Source organism: Pseudomonas mucidolens, from assembly GCF_900106045.1.
Classification (GTDB): domain Bacteria; phylum Pseudomonadota; class Gammaproteobacteria; order Pseudomonadales; family Pseudomonadaceae; genus Aquipseudomonas; species Aquipseudomonas mucidolens.
In genome coordinates this window covers 1,800,213-1,816,266 of record NZ_LT629802.1, presented here as the reverse complement: position 1 = coordinate 1,816,266, position 16,054 = coordinate 1,800,213, and the positions used below count along the sequence as shown (strand labels likewise).

At 58.6% G+C, this 16,054-nt stretch carries 18 protein-coding genes; 8 read left to right on the top strand and 10 right to left on the bottom strand.

Translation table 11 applies throughout. From position 1 onward, the window contains the following. Positions 1-5 precede the first annotated feature (5 nt). The 3 genes from praA to BLU75_RS08735 form a co-directional block, all read right to left on the bottom strand. Positions 6-500, bottom strand: coding sequence for an alkane oxidation protein activator PraA (gene praA, locus BLU75_RS08745; protein ID WP_084380223.1), 495 nt, complete (start codon positions 498-500; stop codon positions 6-8). A gap of 143 nt (positions 501-643) precedes the next feature. Further along, positions 644-1,921, bottom strand: a complete 1,278-nt coding sequence (locus BLU75_RS08740; RefSeq protein WP_084380225.1) for an alkane 1-monooxygenase — start codon at positions 1,919-1,921, stop codon at positions 644-646. 326 nt (positions 1,922-2,247) lie between these two features. Next, positions 2,248-3,246 (bottom strand): alpha/beta fold hydrolase, encoded by a 999-nt coding sequence (locus BLU75_RS08735; RefSeq protein ID WP_084380227.1) that lies wholly within the window; start codon positions 3,244-3,246, stop codon positions 2,248-2,250. Positions 3,247-3,524: 278 nt separating this feature from the next. Between BLU75_RS08735 and BLU75_RS08730 the strand changes: the two genes are divergently transcribed. From BLU75_RS08730 to BLU75_RS08720, 3 genes are read left to right on the top strand one after another with little or no spacing between them, the layout of a single operon-like run. Further along, entirely contained in the window at positions 3,525-5,054 is a 1,530-nt protein-coding gene (locus tag BLU75_RS08730) for a flavin-containing monooxygenase (protein ID WP_084380229.1), read from the top strand. Beyond that, positions 5,051-5,944: an SDR family NAD(P)-dependent oxidoreductase gene (locus BLU75_RS08725; RefSeq protein ID WP_084380231.1), complete on the top strand. Its 894-nt coding sequence runs from the start codon at positions 5,051-5,053 to the stop codon at positions 5,942-5,944. Before BLU75_RS08730 ends, BLU75_RS08725 begins: the two co-directional genes overlap by 4 nt. 14 nt (positions 5,945-5,958) lie before the next feature. Beyond that, positions 5,959-6,795 carry a metal-dependent hydrolase gene (locus BLU75_RS08720; RefSeq protein WP_084380233.1) on the top strand — a complete coding sequence of 279 codons (837 nt, stop codon included), beginning with the start codon at positions 5,959-5,961 and terminating at the stop codon, positions 6,793-6,795. 28 nt (positions 6,796-6,823) lie between these two features. Here the strand turns inward: BLU75_RS08720 and BLU75_RS08715 are convergent, their stop codons facing one another. After that, a complete protein-coding gene (locus tag BLU75_RS08715) occupies positions 6,824-8,911 on the bottom strand; it encodes an EAL domain-containing protein (RefSeq protein WP_084380235.1) in 2,088 nt (695 codons plus the stop codon). A 399-nt stretch (positions 8,912-9,310) separates the two neighbouring features. Here BLU75_RS08715 and BLU75_RS08710 point away from each other — a divergent pair, with 399 nt between their 5' ends. Beyond that, positions 9,311-9,538, top strand: coding sequence for a hypothetical protein (locus BLU75_RS08710; RefSeq protein WP_231982629.1), 228 nt, complete (start codon positions 9,311-9,313; stop codon positions 9,536-9,538). 33 nt (positions 9,539-9,571) lie between these two features. After that, on the top strand, positions 9,572-9,901 hold the full coding sequence (locus BLU75_RS08705) for a DUF6388 family protein (RefSeq protein ID WP_084380239.1): 330 nt from the start codon (positions 9,572-9,574) through the stop codon (positions 9,899-9,901). A gap of 6 nt (positions 9,902-9,907) precedes the next feature. On the opposite strand, the gene BLU75_RS08700 is transcribed toward BLU75_RS08705, so the two are convergent. The 3 genes from BLU75_RS08700 to BLU75_RS08695 all read right to left on the bottom strand — a co-directional run bounded on the left by BLU75_RS08700 (position 9,908) and on the right by BLU75_RS08695 (position 11,778). Further along, on the bottom strand, positions 9,908-10,729 hold the full coding sequence (locus tag BLU75_RS08700) for an aldo/keto reductase (protein WP_084380241.1): 822 nt from the start codon (positions 10,727-10,729) through the stop codon (positions 9,908-9,910). Next, positions 10,716-10,859 (bottom strand): hypothetical protein, encoded by a 144-nt coding sequence (locus BLU75_RS27210; RefSeq protein WP_157720758.1) that lies wholly within the window; start codon positions 10,857-10,859, stop codon positions 10,716-10,718. Before BLU75_RS27210 ends, BLU75_RS08700 begins: the two co-directional genes overlap by 14 nt. Positions 10,860-10,935: 76 nt before the next feature. Next, complete coding sequence (locus BLU75_RS08695; RefSeq protein ID WP_084380243.1) at positions 10,936-11,778, bottom strand: arylamine N-acetyltransferase family protein; 843 nt, start codon at positions 11,776-11,778, stop codon at positions 10,936-10,938. Positions 11,779-11,937: 159 nt separating this feature from the next. Between BLU75_RS08695 and BLU75_RS08690 the strand changes: the two genes are divergently transcribed. Next, positions 11,938-12,186 (top strand): DUF6555 family protein, encoded by a 249-nt coding sequence (locus tag BLU75_RS08690; RefSeq protein WP_084380245.1) that lies wholly within the window; start codon positions 11,938-11,940, stop codon positions 12,184-12,186. Between the two features lie 48 nt (positions 12,187-12,234). On the opposite strand, the gene BLU75_RS08685 is transcribed toward BLU75_RS08690, so the two are convergent. Both BLU75_RS08685 and BLU75_RS27445 read right to left on the bottom strand, forming a co-directional pair. Continuing rightward, on the bottom strand, positions 12,235-12,444 hold the full coding sequence (locus BLU75_RS08685; RefSeq protein ID WP_084380247.1) for a DUF6021 family protein: 210 nt from the start codon (positions 12,442-12,444) through the stop codon (positions 12,235-12,237). Positions 12,445-12,467: 23 nt separating this feature from the next. After that, on the bottom strand, positions 12,468-12,644 hold the full coding sequence (locus BLU75_RS27445; protein WP_165447451.1) for a hypothetical protein: 177 nt from the start codon (positions 12,642-12,644) through the stop codon (positions 12,468-12,470). Between the two features lie 175 nt (positions 12,645-12,819). Here BLU75_RS27445 and BLU75_RS08680 point away from each other — a divergent pair, with 175 nt between their 5' ends. Continuing rightward, the gene (locus tag BLU75_RS08680; protein ID WP_084380249.1) at positions 12,820-13,341 is read left to right on the top strand and encodes a DUF3087 domain-containing protein; all 522 of its coding nucleotides are present in this window, start codon (positions 12,820-12,822) and stop codon (positions 13,339-13,341) included. Between the two features lie 68 nt (positions 13,342-13,409). On the opposite strand, the gene BLU75_RS08675 is transcribed toward BLU75_RS08680, so the two are convergent. Beyond that, positions 13,410-14,276 carry a Dyp-type peroxidase gene (locus BLU75_RS08675; RefSeq protein WP_084380251.1) on the bottom strand — a complete coding sequence of 289 codons (867 nt, stop codon included), beginning with the start codon at positions 14,274-14,276 and terminating at the stop codon, positions 13,410-13,412. 139 nt (positions 14,277-14,415) lie between these two features. On the opposite strand from BLU75_RS08675, the gene BLU75_RS08670 reads away from it, so the two are divergent. After that, positions 14,416-16,041 carry an NADP-dependent glyceraldehyde-3-phosphate dehydrogenase gene (locus BLU75_RS08670; protein ID WP_084380253.1) on the top strand — a complete coding sequence of 542 codons (1,626 nt, stop codon included), beginning with the start codon at positions 14,416-14,418 and terminating at the stop codon, positions 16,039-16,041. Positions 16,042-16,054: the final 13 nt, after the last annotated feature.

The window sequence follows — 16,054 nt, the reverse complement described above, 5'->3', positions numbered from 1 at the left end:
ATTGCTTATTCGACGACCTTGAACGTTGGCGGCATCTTGATCGACACTGTCTTGATCGTGCAGTCTTCGCCGATCGGCACGTTGGCCGCCTCTAACTTTCCAGTGGCGTTATCCCAGGTGCCTTGCGCTGTGGATGGGCCGCACTTACCGCCCAGGCCGAAGGCATGCACATCCACACTGATGTTCGACATCGAGCCGCTTTTTGTGTCTTTGGCCACCAATACCCAAGGCAGGTTGATGGCCTCGACACGGCTGCACTTGAGGCCTCCATCGAACTCAACGGCGTCTACATTGGCGGACGAGCCGTCAGGCGCAACTTTTCCGGCGACCTTGATGGTGCAATCGGCACTGATAAGAGCGCCCTTGGAAAAACTGATCGGCCCCTGGGCCGTGAAGGAACTGCCGGCAGGCTCGATACGCGCGGCCTGGGCCTGGTGATAGGCAATAAGCCCCAGTGCGGCGAGCACAATATGGGTGGTGAACTTCGCAGTTTTTTGCATGTGTACGGCTTCCCTTTATTTTGTTTTTTTCAGGGTCAAACAACGGTCCTGTAACTTGAACAGCACTCGATATCGGCAAATCGTGGGCGATAAGACCCTGCGCGATATAAATCCCGAATACGCCTTACAACCTCAGAATTACATTAGAACTTACGCGTATTGCCGTACTGCCCAAGTATCTTCGAACGCTTTGGCGGATGAATATTGGCCAGGGTTACATCACCCGAATAATGTTTGAGTACTCGGTGATCCATGCGTCGTCGCCACAAGTAAGGTACATACGCCCAGACAATCATGCTGGCGTAGCCATACGGCAGTTGTGGCGACTCATCAAAGTGACGCAAGGACTGATAACTGCGCGTGGGGTTGGCATGATGATCGGAATGGCGCTGCAACTGGAACAGAAAGATATTGGTGACGATCCGGTTGCTGTTCCATGAATGCCGGGGCGAGCACCGCTCATAACGACCGTTGGGCAACTTCTGGCGCTGAAGGCCGTAATGTTCGACATAGTTCACCACTTCCAACAGGGAAAACCCGTAGATGCCCTGGATCAACAGAAACGGAATCACCGCCATCCCCAGCCAGGCGATCATCGCGCCCCACAGCACCACGCTGTACATCCAGGCGCTGAGCACGCCGTTCTTCCAATGCCATACCGGCAGGCCGAGTTTGCGCAGGCGCTCACGCTCCAGGTTCCAGGCCGAGCGCGCGCTGAACCAGACCGAACGCGGCAGGAAGGCCCAGAAACTTTCCCCCAGTCGCGAACTGGCCGGGTCTTCCGGCGTCGCTACGCGTACATGGTGACCACGGTTATGCTCGGTGTAGAAATGCCCGTAGAAGGTCGGCGCCAGGGTAATCTTCGCCAGCACGATCTCCAGCAGACGCGGTTTGTGACCCAGCTCATGGGCGGTGTTGATCGCTATGCCGGTGGCGGCGCCAGTGGACATAGCCATGCCCAGGTAGGTGAAACCACTGACTGCACCGTGCAATTGAGTACGTGAAGTGATGTAGCTGGCGGCCTGCGCAACCCAGCTCGATGGATCGAGGGACGCGGTGAGTTGCAGCAGGCCACCGCTGATGATCCAGTCTATGCCGCTGACCGCCAGCCAGCCGGTAATCACCAGCGATGAGATGACGAAGAGCACGCCGGTATAGACGATCCAGCGGTAGTACTTCTGCGCTTCCAGACCGCTGACAGCAGACTCCGGCGGGTTGCTGACGTCTTCGCCCAACAGACCGTCAATCAATGGAATCAAACCGAAGATCACCAGCACGCCGACCCACCACAGTGCTTGCACGCCCGTGGTGATGGCCAGGGCCCCGGAGAGTAAAGGCGTGGCCAACGGCATGATGCCAAGCCACCACAGATGACGCTTGCCATCGGTCCATACCTGTGGAGCCGTCAGGGTCTGGCTCATGGCAGCCACCGGGCAGCAGGTGCAACCAGGCTGGCAAATGAAGGGATACGGGCAGTCGACAGACTTGAGCTGCACGCAAAGCTACTGAAGATCGGGTATGCGATAAAAGACGTTTTTTTCATTATTTTATTCGCTCTTCGGCATTTCAAAAATCATTTCAAAACAAACATTGAAATATTTTTTTAAATAGATAGCGCGGAATCAATAGGTCGTCAACTACTTTCTCAAGGCCTTTTTTACCTGACTGCACAGTCTCTTTTTTAGCCGTTCGGTCACGTGTCTAAAGCAGGCCTTACGAAGTCTCGCCACCGCTGCAAGGACCAAGATTATTTGCTCGCCACAACCAAGGTCGGTTGCAGAGCGGCCTCGGTTGGCGCTGGTCTGGCACGCTTGGCGATCTGTTCCACCAGCGCCGACACACGCTCTACCGCGGTGATCGGCAACATGTGACCGCGTCCTTCGACCAGTTGCAGCTTCAACCCCGGCACCTTGTCTGCCAGCGCCTGGCCGTGCTTGCGAAAATCCAGGACCTGGTCCTGAGCGCCATAGATCAAGCCGATCGGCAGTCGCAACTGTGGATAGCGCTTGACCATGTCGGGCAGGTAATCGTTGACCTGGGAAATTTCGGTGGAGGCCGCATAGAAGTTGTCCGGACGCATCCCCAGCATGCCTCCGCCACGAGTGGCGAAGTCCGCCGGAGCCGGGTCTGGCGCAAACACGCCTTTGACTACCGAAGCGCTGGTCAGCATTCCCAGCGGCGCGGTCAACGTGCGCGAAACCCAGCGGCGCAACCATCCAGGGCGCACAGCCAGTGAAAGAAATACCAGCGGCAACATGCGCTGGGGGTGAGTCAGAGGCGCCACCAAGATCAACCCCGAGACCGCGTGCGGATGATCCAGGGCCAGGGCCAGGGAAATCGCCCCGCCCAGGGAGTGCCCCAGAACTAATGGCTGCCCCAGGTCCAGAGTCTGAATAAACCTGGATACTTGCCGTGCCTGGCTTTGCAGGTCGGCCCCGGTGCCTGTCTGCCGAGTGGAGTAACCCGAGCCGGGTCGGTCGAGGGTGATGACCCGAAAGTGCTCGCGCAATGTCGCGGACAAGGCATATGTCAGGTTTCGACTACTGCCCATCAAGCCGTGGATCATCACCAGCGGCGGGCCCTTGCCCTCTTCTACATAATGAAAGCGCTCGCCATCCACCTCTAAAAAACGTCCATTGACGGGTACCGCCGTTTCAATGCGCCGCGTCATCCAGGTACTCAGGCCCCACAACGCTGCGCTGACTCCTGCAAACATACCCACAGCGATAACCCATTCGACAGCCATAGCTCGGTCCTCTGCTTTCCCTGCTGCTGACCGTCCGACCGGAATTGATCAAGACCTCAGCCACCGCCCTCCCCTTGGATCTTAACTGCATGTGTGAGGTGCGCGTCCGTCGGACAAGTCGCACATCAGCGACAGGTGGGTAGCGTAGGCGATATTTTCAGGTAGATTATTTAAAATCTTTTTTAAAATAATTAATTCATTTTTCCTTTGCAATGGTGTCTTATCTAAAAGCCAAAACAAAAACAGGAGCACATCCGATGTCACAACCCGTAAGGCGCATGATTGATTCAGTCGATATCGCCATCATCGGTTCCGGTTTCGCCGGTCTGTGCATGGCGATCAAACTCAAGGAAGCCGGGCTGGATGACTTCTTTATCGCCGAACAGGCGGACTCACTGGGCGGCACCTGGCGCGACAATCACTACCCTGGTTGCGCCTGCGATGTGCAGTCCCATGTGTATTCATTTTCCTTCGCTCCCAACCCGCACTGGACCCGGCAATTTGCGCCACAGGCCGAAATTCGCGCCTACCTGGAGGACTGCGCCGAGCGCTACGAACTGGCGCCGTACCTGCACTACGGCATGGGACTCGAGCGCGCGGTGTTCGATGAACAATCCCAGCGCTGGCAGTTGAGTTTCACTCATGGCCGCCAGATCAGCGCGCGGGTGTTGGTCTCAGGCATGGGTGGCCTCTCGCGCCCGGCGCTGCCGGCAATTCCCGGACTTGAGACTTTCCAGGGCAAGCGCTTCCATTCCCAACAGTGGGATCATGGCTATTCATTGAAAGGCAAGCGCGTAGCGGTGATCGGCACCGGCGCCAGCGCGATTCAATTCGTGCCGCAGATCGCCCCGCAGGTGGCGCACCTGGATGTCTTCCAGCGCACCCCGCCATGGATCATGCCCAAGCCGGACCGGCCGATTTCACGCTCCGAGCGTTGGGCCTTCAAGCACCTGCCATTCACCCAACGCATGGTGCGCAGCGCTTTCTACTGGGCCCTGGAAGGTCGCGTGGTGGGCTTTGCCCTGCATCCGCGGCTGATGAAGATGGTGCAGAAAATCGCCCTGCGCCACCTGCACAAACAAGTGACCCGGCCTTCCCTGCGCAAAGTCCTGACCCCCGACTACACCATCGGCTGCAAGCGTGTATTGATCTCCAACGACTACTACCCGGCGCTGTCCCGCAGCAACGTACAGGTAGTCACGGACAGCGTATTGCGCATTGAAGCGGACGGCGTGATCACCACCGATGGCATCAAGCACCCTGCCGATTGCCTCATCTTCGGTACCGGTTTCCAGGCCACCGATCCCCTGCCCCGTGGCTGCATCATTGGCCGCGACGGCGTGGACCTCATGGACATCTGGCGCGACGGTGCCCACGCCTACCTGGGCACGACGGTGCCGGGCTATCCGAACCTGTTCCTGATCGTCGGTCCGAATACCGGGCTGGGCCACAACTCGATGATTCTGATGATCGAGGCACAAGTCACCTACATCCTCAAGGCCCTGCAACAGATGCACCGACACCGGATCAACAGCGTGGACGTCAAGCCAGCGGTGGAAAACGCCTACAACGAGCAGTTGCAGGACAAGCTCAAGCGCACCATCTGGTCCACCGGTGGCTGCCAGAGCTGGTACCTGGACCCACGCACCGGCAAGAACACCACCTTGTGGCCGGGGTCGACCTGGCGTTTCAAGCAGGTCACACGTCACTTCGCCCTCAAGGACTACCTGATCACGCCGACCACGCTCGACCCGACGCCACACCTGGTCACTGCGCCCCACATCACCACAGAAGGCAGCCTGTCATGAAGTCATTCAACGGCCGCGTGGCGGCTATTACCGGCGCGGCCTCGGGCATGGGTCGCGCCTTGGCATTGGCCCTGGCACGCGAAGGTTGCCACCTGGCGCTGGCGGATAAAAACACCTTGGGCCTGGAACAGACGGTGCAACTGGTCGAGCACTCGACCCTGGTCCCGGTGCGTATCACCTGCTGTTCCCTGGATGTCTCCGACCGCCAGGCAATGGAGGATTGGGCCGCCGCTTGCGCGGCCGAGCACGGCCAGGTCAACCTGATCTTCAACAATGCCGGGGTGGCATTGTCGAGTACGGTGGAAGGCATGGACTACGCCGACCTGGAGTGGATCGTCGGCATCAACTTTTGGGGGGTGGTCCACGGCACCAAAGCATTCCTGCCTTATCTCAAGGCCAGCGGCGACGGGCATGTGATTAACACGTCCAGCGTATTCGGCCTGTTTGCCCAGCCCGGCATGAGCGGCTACAACGCCACCAAATTCGCCGTGCGCGGTTTTACCGAATCCCTGCGTCAAGAACTGGACCTGCAACGCTGTGGCGTCTCGGCCACCTGCGTTCATCCCGGCGGAATTCGCACGGACATCTGTCGCAGCAGCCGGATCGACGCGAACATGACCGGTTTTCTGATCCATAGCGAGCAACAGGCCCGGGCCGATTTCGAAAAACTCTTTATCACCGATGCCGATCAGGCGGCCAAGGTGATTCTGCAAGGCGTGCGCAAGAACCAACGTCGCGTGCTGATCGGCCGTGATGCCTACGCCCTGGACCTGCTCGCGCGCTGTATGCCGGCCGCTTATCAAGCGCTGGTGGTGTTTGCCAGCAAACGCATGGCGCCAAAAAGACCCAAGGCGCCGGTTTTGGAAACCACCGATGAACAACGTCTCTGAACAGGAGTAGCCCGATGCTGCCCATTCGCCGTGACCTGCGTTTCACCCTGCCCGCCGACCGCATCAAGGACTGGCATGAGCAAGGGCCGTTTATCACGCATTTTTTCAATGCCTTGTCGCTGCTATTCCCACAGGGCGAACTGTTCTTCATGGACAGCGTGCGCCATTACCGCACGTCCATCAAAGATCCCGAGCTGAAGAAACACGTCCAGGGTTTCATTGGCCAGGAAGCCATGCACAGTCGGGAACATGTCGCCTACAACGACCTGCTGCAAGCCGCCGGACTACCAGCCCACACGCTGGACCGTCGACTGAAAACGATCCTCGACCTGCAAAAAAAGCATTTTCCTGCGTCCTTCAACCTCGCAGTGACTATTGCCCTGGAGCATTACACGGCGATGCTCGCGGAAATATTGCTCAGCGACCCGTCACGCTTCGGTGACTCGATCAAGCGCTATCAGCAAATGTGGTACTGGCACGCCCTTGAAGAAACCGAACATAAAGCCGTGGCCTTCGATGTCTGGAACAGCGTGATCAAACCAGGTCCCAAGCGCTATTTGCTACGTACGGGAACCATGCTGTTCACCACGGTATTGTTCTGGTTGGTGGTGTTTGATTTTCACCTGCGCCTGCTGTTCGCGGATCGACGCGCGGGAGGGCATCTCAAGGGGTTCTGGCGAATGCTGAAATTTCTTTACGGGCCCAAGGGGGTCTTCCCGCGCATGGCGCTGCCTTGGTTAGATTATTTCAAGCCGGGGTTTCATCCCTGGGATCATGACAACCGGGCACGTCTGGAGGGCATTGACGCGTTGGTCGAGGAGATCGAACGCAACAATGGTCTTGCCGGGTAATGCCCAACGGGGGGGGGACGCAATCACGCTACCCCCCAATGCCTTGCGCGACCTTATGCGCACGTTCACGGACAAAGTCTTCCAGTGCATGTCCCGGCAAGGCCTTGCTGAAATACCATCCCTGGATAATCAATTCCGTTTCCGATTGCAAAAAGGCCAGTTGTTCGGCGGTCTCGACACCTTCCACCACGACGCCGAGGTTGAGTGCCTCACAAAATCGCAGCATCCCGGTCAGCACCTGCGCGCCCTTGGGGTCATGCTGGGCCACCACAAAACTGCGATCGATCTTGATGAAGTCCACCGGAAACTGGTGCAAGTAGCTCAGCGCCGAAAACCCTGTGCCAAAGTCATCGATATAGACCTTGGCACCGATGCCTTGCAGCTTTTCGATCATCTGCCGCGTGACATGAATGTCCCCCACCAACGCATCTTCGGTGATTTCCACTGATACCTGGCCATGGGCCTGGGACAGAATCTCGACCAGCCGCTCGCCATAGGCCGGCGTGGTCAGGGTAGCGCTGGAAATGTTGATGGTCATCGGCAACGAAAAACCGACCTTTTGCCACTTCTGGTACTGACGTACCGCCTGGGACGCCACCCATACGTCGACATCCGGCATCAACCTGGCCTGGGCCAGCCACTGCAGGAACTCCCATGGCGAGTGCACCGTGCCTTCGCTGTCACGGGCGCGCATCAATGCTTCGCACCCCGTACACAAGCCGGTCAAGATGGACACTTGAGGCTGAAACTCGAGGTAAAACTCATAGTCGCTGATCTGCTGGATCCGGCTCAGTGCGTTGGCCTGACGAGCCAGGACCTTATAGGAAGTCAGTACCGGGTCCAGCTCCAGCAGACGCCCCTTCTCTTCCAGGCCGCGAAAGGTCATGTCGAAAGACTTGAGGTACACCGTACCGCCCTCCGTGGCTTGCCGATGGATGGCCCGAACGTAGGGGATATAAATCAGCATGCCTACGCCCAACAGGACCAGTTGCAATACCACCGCGGCCCAATCGCCGTGGGTGCTCAAATAGGCATTGAGCAGGACCGGCGCGGTAAACGGCACGCTGACCACGGCCGGCGAAACCCAACCTGACTGCACCACAATCAAGGCCAGCAGCGAGTTGCATACCGGGACCAACAAGAAGGGTATGAACAGCCGTGGATTGAGGATGATCGGCAAGCCGAATAACAGCACCTCACTGACGTTGAATAACGACAACGGCAAGCTCGCCATCGCCAGCAAACGCATCGACTGGCTTTTGGACACCAGCAGGATCGCCAGCAATAGACACAGCGAACTGCCGGCGCCGCCAATAAACGCGAAACACCCCAGCAGGCCGTTGTTCAGGATGTATTTGATCGGCTCGCCCGCCGCCAGGGCTGCGCTATTGAGGCTTACGGCGTGATCCAGCACATCGAACAGCGGCTGGATCGCGTACACGCCATGAATGCCAAAAAACCACAACAGCGAATTGATCGCCGTGACAAACATCCCGCTGCCAAAGGGCGTCTCCAGCGCGTCGAGCACGACAGGTCCCTGAAGTTGCGTCACGTGGGGAATCTGCAACAGTAATGACAACACCGCCACCAGCAGCAAGGCCGTGATTGCCCCCGGCACGACCATGTTGATCGTGCCCTTCAGGTTATGTACCGCCAGGTCTTCATTGATCAGTCGCGTCCAGCGTTGTCGGTGCAACCAGGCAATCGCGGGTACGACGAGCAGTGGCGATGTGATCGCGATAAACAACACAAAGGTCGCCGATGCACGGGGGTAGTCCCGTAGCACAAAGAGTGCGATGACCACATGCGCCAGGCACAGAAACGCCACGGGCAACTGCGGCAGTCGGTGCTGGATCGCCAGCATATAGCCGATCGACGCCGCGACCAGCAACGGAACCACTGAACTGATTTCGCCGTGCAACCCCGCCAGAAGCGCCACGGCCTGCGGATCCCCCCCGAGCATCCTGGCGCACTCGGAAAGGATCAGGAACCCGGCCGACACCAGCAGACACGGCAAAATCCACAACAACCCCTCGCGGATAGCCCGTAGCGACTCAGCACTCGCCAGCGCCGCCAAACGCTGGATGAAGAACAGTTTGAACAGCGTTTGCGCCATGGCTTTTCCCTCAGCCGTAGGGTGTTCAGGGCTTGCGAATACTCGCGAAAACAAGGCATACGCCATTGTGCTTGACCGCTGGTCAACGCTACACGTCATGGCACCGGAAGGGGAAGGGATTTACTCACATCACTGGCGAGTGCGCAGGGTTTCTTCATCTATCTTGATCGGTAGCGCCAGTAATGGCACAAATCTTGGTGTAATCTTGCCAAATATTACAAACATGCCGTCCAGGTTTCAGATCGATCCTGGCGGTTTTTATGAACCCGTCATAATCCAGTCAGGTCATAGGCTTACACACTGACAGGCCGGCATCGAAATGACTCGAGTCGGGCAATCCAAGGATATCTATTGAACATGCAAGGCAGGCTTTCAAATCGCGCCAATCGCGCACGTCCTTTGCTTTTAACCGCAATGCTGTGGCTGTGTGGGGTGGCGGTACTGTTTCTGGTCAAGGCTGCAATCGAGTCAGTGGAGGGTCCCATCAACAAGACCTGGATTGATTTGACTCTGGTGCTCACCGCTTACCTGTTTTTTTTCCTGCTTGATCCGCTGCAAAACCGGGTTTCAAACCTGTTGCGCAAGCGCGCCAGGCGCAAAAACCGTTCGCGCCAAACTTCGCGCTGAAGCTTGATCACCGTTTCATCCTGGAGTACGGCCTTGTCTGAACCTGGCGAAAACCACCAGCTCGCCCTGGATATTTTCCTCGAGCAGCGCCCACAGTTGCGTGCCGAACTGGATACGCTGAACCCGTTGGCGGCACAAGCCAAGAAAGAATCCATGGCGCAGTACCGCGCCGAGCGCCTGCATGAAGCCTTTGAAGCGGAAGCCGAAAGCCTCGGGTTGTTTGCCTGGGAACTGACCTTGCAACTGGTTGCCCGCTCTCCCGAGGACTTCGAGGCGCGACGCCTTGAAGTCCACAAGGAAGTCGCCCAGATGGCAGGCCTGAGCTGGGAGGCGTACTGCCAACTCCACGGACTCGCTGACTGACTGGCGTCAAACCATCGCCAGCGGATGCTTGCGTTTTGGCGCGCCGAACACTCGATCAATGGCGTCCAGATCATGTGCATCGAGAACAAGTTTGGCGGCGGCGGCGTTAAGCCTAACGTGCTCAGGCGTTACCGCCTTGGGAATGGCGATGACACCCGGCTGGCGCAACACCCAGGCCAGGCAAACCTGAGCCGGTGTCACAGCGTGACGGAGGGCAATTTGCCTGAGGGTCGGACTGGACAGCAAATCACCGCCCTGAGCAATCGGGCAGTAAGCCATCAACGGCAGGTTATGGTGTTGCCGCCACGGCAACAGGTCGAATTCAATACCTCGCTCCTGGATGTTGTACAGCACCTGATTGGTCGCGCAGGCCGGTGACGCCAGTTCCTGAAGATCCGCCACATCGAAATTGGACACGCCCCAGCGACCGATCTTGCCGGCTTCACGCAGACGCTCGAACGCTTCCACAGTTTCTTCGAGGGGGTATTGCCCACGCCAATGCAGGAGATACAGGTCGATATAATCGGTGCCCAGGCGCCGAAGACTGGCCTCGCACGCCCGGGGAACACCTTGATGGCTGGCGTTATGCGGATAAATTTTGCTGACCAGAAACACCCGCTCCCGTCGCCCGAGTATCGCCTCTCCGACCACTTCTTCAGCACCGCCCTCGCCGTACATTTGTGCCGTGTCGATCAAGCTCATGCCTTCGTCGATGCCCAGTTGCAGTGCCGCGACCTCCGCGCTGCGCTGCCCGGGGTTTTCCCCCATGCGCCAGGTGCCCTGGCCGATGACAGGAACCGGGGTGCCCGCCAGATCAATGGTGCGCATGCCAACCTCCAAATGAGTGTGCGATCAGCACGTCCTTGCCAAATTTGGCCTCGACCCCGGCCTGATAGATAAACCCGGACTCAGCCGTGAGCTTGTTGCCAACGTTATAGAACAGGCCGGCTTCAAGCATGTGCTCCTTGTCGCTTTCGCTGCCGGCTTCAAGCTTGAAGTCGTTGTAGGCAAGGCTCTAAGTCAAGGGTCTAGATTTATAAAACGGCAGGAGCAGCCAGAATCTCCATCAGCCTGGGCCGCAATTGTGGGTCCATGGGCAAGCGCAGCCCGAAGCTATTTTCCAGCAGCGCGAGTAACTCATCCACCTCGTGGATGGAGCGCTTTTCACTGTCCCGGTCCAGGTAATGCACGGCGTAATGGCCGTTGTTTAACGTACGGCGCAGGCCCGGGCCGATCAGCGCGACTTTCAGTTGCCCGAGAAACGGTGATTGGGGATGGGTGCAGACGTACCAGTTGCCGATTTCGTAATCGAAATGCGACTGCGCCTGCAGATCGAACACATAAAGCCCACGCCATTCTCCGCCAACCTCGGCCCATAAGGTGTAGCTGCCCTCCTTCGCGGTCAGGCGATAGCGTTCATGCGGCGTGGCCTGCGGCACCTCGGTGTCCACCTGTAACGGACTGGTGGGCACCATTCCACCAAAGCCAACGTCAGTGATGTAGCGCACACCGTCCAGTGTCACCAGGCTGAGGCGATGGGTGCGCGGCGTGAGCGCATCGGGAGGACCGCCCATCACCACCCGGCCAGTGATGCCGCGCGCCTCAAAGCCCAACATCTGCAGCAACGCCAGGAACATCTGGTTCAATTCGTAGCAATAACCACCGCGTCCGTCCAACAAGACCTTTTGCTCAACGCTGGGCAAATCGATGTGCACCGGCGCGCGCAGCAGACTCGAGAGGGTTTCAAAGGCGAAGCTGCTGACATGACGCAACTGCAGTTGCGCCAGGGTTTGCAGGGTCGGCGGCGGCGGCGTGGCATAACCCAAGCGTTCCAGATACAGACGGCTGTGGGTCAAACGTGGCGTATCCTCGGGCATGGCTCGGTCCTTGGCGCGGGGCAAAAGAAATACTAATACTCAGAACCACGTATGTTACCAATTGTGATCTGCGTCAACCGCCTCTGTGCTTTCGCGGCAAACTTTCTGAACCTTTCTGAACCATATTGAATCCATTCCATATCAACACAGGGAGTCGATATGAGTACCGCAACGATCTACACCATCCACTACCGGCTTCATGGAGAAGTGAAATCCTTCGTGGTGCGCGCGGAGGTGATGAATAACGCTGAAGCCTGGCACTGGGCCAGCTGCGATGCAGGAGTTGCCCATGTTGGCCGTATTGGCCGGCCCGGCCATGAACGCACCAAGAAAACCACGCGGCCATGGGCGGAAAAATACGGCATCACCGATGTAACCTGGGTTGCGCCTAAGCGATTTGGCGAGTGAGTGAAGCCTGCAGGGCGCTTGTTTCAAGTGCCCTGCGGGATATTTCCATCAAGGTTTCAAATCACCTAAAGGATCATAGGCCGGCTGCCTGGCAGGCTTTTCCTTGTTTTCTTTATCCAGCGGCGCAATCGCCGGGCCTATCGGATCGACTTGCGGGTCGGCCAGATCCGGCGAGTCCGGGTCGAAATCCAATTCATCACGATCAGTGGCATGTTCCGACGAATGCGGACCATCAGGCTTTTTAGAATGCTCAGTCACAATAACCTCCTGTACTCGTCGCTTCAAAGCGCACGGGCTTCATCGTGCAGGTGTTCCAGATGCTCTTCCACCTGCTCTTCTTCTTGCTCACGCCTGACCGGATCGTTCGGGCGGTTGGCGTCGTTATCACGCTCCACCTCGCCCGGCATGATCGGTTCGTCGGGGTTTTCGGGGCCGGGTTGCTGCTGATACCGGGTCATGGTCCACCTCACTTGAATTGCGGTGCATACAGGACTTAGAGAAAACCGTGGCGACCATCGTTCAAACTGAATGCCGGGCGGGCGTCTTGATCGACTTTGTCACTACGGCTGCAAAGCATGAGAAGATGCCGCGTCGCTCAATGCCCCTACTTCTTTCATGGAGACTGCTACCCGGATGTTCGAGATCAAACCTTGCGACCCGCAAACCTATCGCCAGCAGACCCGGCGCAGCACGCTGATCGTCGCGGTGATATTCGTCGCCCTGACAATGCTGCTATCAAGCTTGGCGGTGATGCTGTTTGGCGAACCCGGCGGCGATAATTTTCGCTTCAACGTCGCGGGTGTGCTGGCCGGCGTGGTACTGACCGTGATGCTGGTGCGCGGCCCTTTCTGGTCCCAGGCCTGGCTGGCGCCGGCGGTGTACGGCTGGCAGCTCAAGCGCAACCTGATGCGCGTGACCAATGTCATGCACCAGGTCAAGGAACAGGTTCAGGCCAACGACCCGGCGGCGATGAAGCTGCTGCGCTTCTATCATTTGGGCCTGACGCAAATGCATGAGTTGGATGCCAACTCCAGCGCCCAGGCGCAACTGGTACGGGAAATGGATGAGCACCAGACAAGGATGCAAGCACTGGGGATCAAACTCGAGCAGTCACGCCTGGACCCGGCGTGGCTGCAAGCGCTGAAAAACCCTTGAGACTCGGCGGGGCGGACAGCCGCGAATGAGTCCGTGGGCTCATCGCGGCGTTGGCACTGCGCACGGATTCAAGCTGCCAGCACGGCACTCAAGTCCAGGCGCCCGTCCCGGAGCGGCGGGCACCAATAATAGCCGCCCGTCAGCGGCGTGCTGATACGGTACAGGCCATCGACAATGCCGTCTTCCAGGCCACTCATGCGCCGCAGTTGAGCCTCAAAGGCATCGAAGGAATGCCCGAACGCGAGGAACATCAACCCCGCCTGACCATTTTCCGCCCACGGCATGGAGCGGCGTACGACAAACGCTTCGGGGCTGAAGCTTTCCTGGGCGGTACGCTTGACGTGCGCGGACTCCGGAGCGGAGTCCAGTTCTTCGTTGTCGCCATGGCGACGACCGATGATATGGTCGCGCTCCTCGGCCGGCAACGCGGCGAACCCATCCAGGTCATGTTGCCATTGCTGGATCGCGGCAAAACTGGCACCGCTTGCACTTACCGCGGCTTCGACGGCCGCATCGTCATGGGGGTTTTCGGTGCCGTCTTCGTAGTCGGTCAGGTCGAAACCGCTCTTGTAGCGGAAACCTTCGGTCATCTGCACCAGGCGAAACGCCGGCGCCAAGGTTTTTTCAAAGACTCGGCTGCGTAGCAGCAACTCACCCCGGTCCTCGCCATGCAGCCAGCACCACAGCGCGTGCTGAGTCGATGGGTTGTCAGCGCCTGGACCGCTGATGTGCGGGAAGCTGCGTAGCCCCTCGATCTGCGTGCCAAGCGCATTGACCAGTGGCTCGCCGAGCCCTACCACCACGGCCGAGTCGACCAACTGCAACAATGCATCGAGTGCCGCGGGTACGGCTTCAATCGACTCGACGGCAAAAAACAGATGGCGTGCCTGCAAAGGCACCGGTGCGGCAAGAATGCCCGGCTGGTACTGACTCATGTGAACTCCTTCAAGTAAGCCCGCCAGTTTACCCGGCGCACGCCGCTGTGCGTAGGGGATAACGCGTAAGCCTTGCAACAGAGCCTTCAGATAGGGGAATCTCTAAGCCACGCTGTGCAACCACTCCAGGGGTAGCGACATGACCACCGATCACTTGCTTGCCAATCTGTTTCCCGGCGCCAATGAGATTCCCGAGCAATTCCGGCTCCCGGCCCCGATCGAACAACGTGACTATTTGGTGGACGGCCAGTTACGCACGTGGGATGGCCCCTTGGCCCAGGTGCGCAGCCCGGTGCAAGTGAGTGGGCCCGATGGCGATGCGCCGGTGATCATCGGCAGCACCCCGCTGCTGAATGCCGAAACCGCCTTGACCGCCCTCGACGCCGCGGTCCGTGCCTATGACCGTGGCCAGGGCACTTGGCCAACCTTGCGCGTGGTTGAACGTATCCAGCACGTCGAAGCTTTTTTGCGGCGCATGCGCGAGCAACGCGACGCCGTGGTGAAATTGCTGATGTGGGAAATCGGCAAAAACCTCCAGGATTCGCAGAAAGAGTTCGACCGCACCTGCGATTACATCACCGACACCATCAACGCCCTCAAGGAGCTGGACCGCCGCTCCAGCCGCTTCGAACTGGAGCAGGACACCCTCGGGCAAATCCGCCGCGTGCCGCTGGGCGTGGCGTTGTGCATGGGCCCTTACAACTATCCGCTGAATGAAACCTTCACCACGCTGATTCCGGCGCTGATCATGGGCAACACCGTGGTCTTCAAGCCGGCCAAGCTCGGCGTGCTGTTGATCCGTCCGTTGCTGGAGGCATTTCGCGACAGCTTCCCGGCCGGGGTGATCAACGTGATTTATGGCAGCGGGCGCGAAACCGTCAGCGCGCTGATGGCCAGCGGCAAGATCGATATCTTTGCGTTTATCGGCACCAACAAGGCCGCCAGCGACTTGAAAAAGCTGCACCCGCGTCCTCACCGGTTGCGCGCCACCCTGGGACTGGATGCGAAGAATCCGGGAATTGTGTTGCCCGAAGTTGACCTGGACAACGCGGTCAATGAGGCGGTTACCGGTGCCCTGTCGTTCAACGGCCAGCGCTGCACGGCGTTGAAAATCCTTTTCGTGCATGAGGCCGTAGTCGACAGTTTTATCGAAAAATTCAACCACAAGCTGGCGACACTCAAACCCGGCATGCCCTGGGAAGATGGCGTGTCCCTGACCCCCTTGCCGGAGCCCGGCAAGGTCGACTACCTGCATGCCCTGGTGGCTGACGCCGAAACCCACGGCGCCCATGTGGTGAACCGCAACGGCGGGGTCAGTCGCGGTTCGTTTTTCTACCCGGCGGTGCTGTACCCAGTGAACCCGCAAATGCGCGTCTACCATGAAGAGCAGTTCGGCCCGGTGGTACCTATCGTGCCCTACCGCGAACTGGAGACGGTGATCGACTACGTCCTGGAATCGGACTTCGGTCAGCAGTTGAGTATCTTCGGCACCGATCCCGCGCAAGTCGGCAAGCTGGTGGACACCTTCGCCAATCAGGTCGGCCGGATCAATATCAACGCCCAATGCCAGCGCGGGCCGGACACGTTCCCGTTCAACGGGCGCAAGAACTCGGCCGAAGGCACGTTGTCGGTGCATGATGCGCTGCGGGTATTTTCGATCCGCACGCTGGTGGCCACCAAGTTCCAGGCGCATAACAAAGACTTGATCAGCGATATCATTCGCGATCGGGCCTCGAGCTTTTTGACCACGGACTATATTTTCTGACATTACACGCACT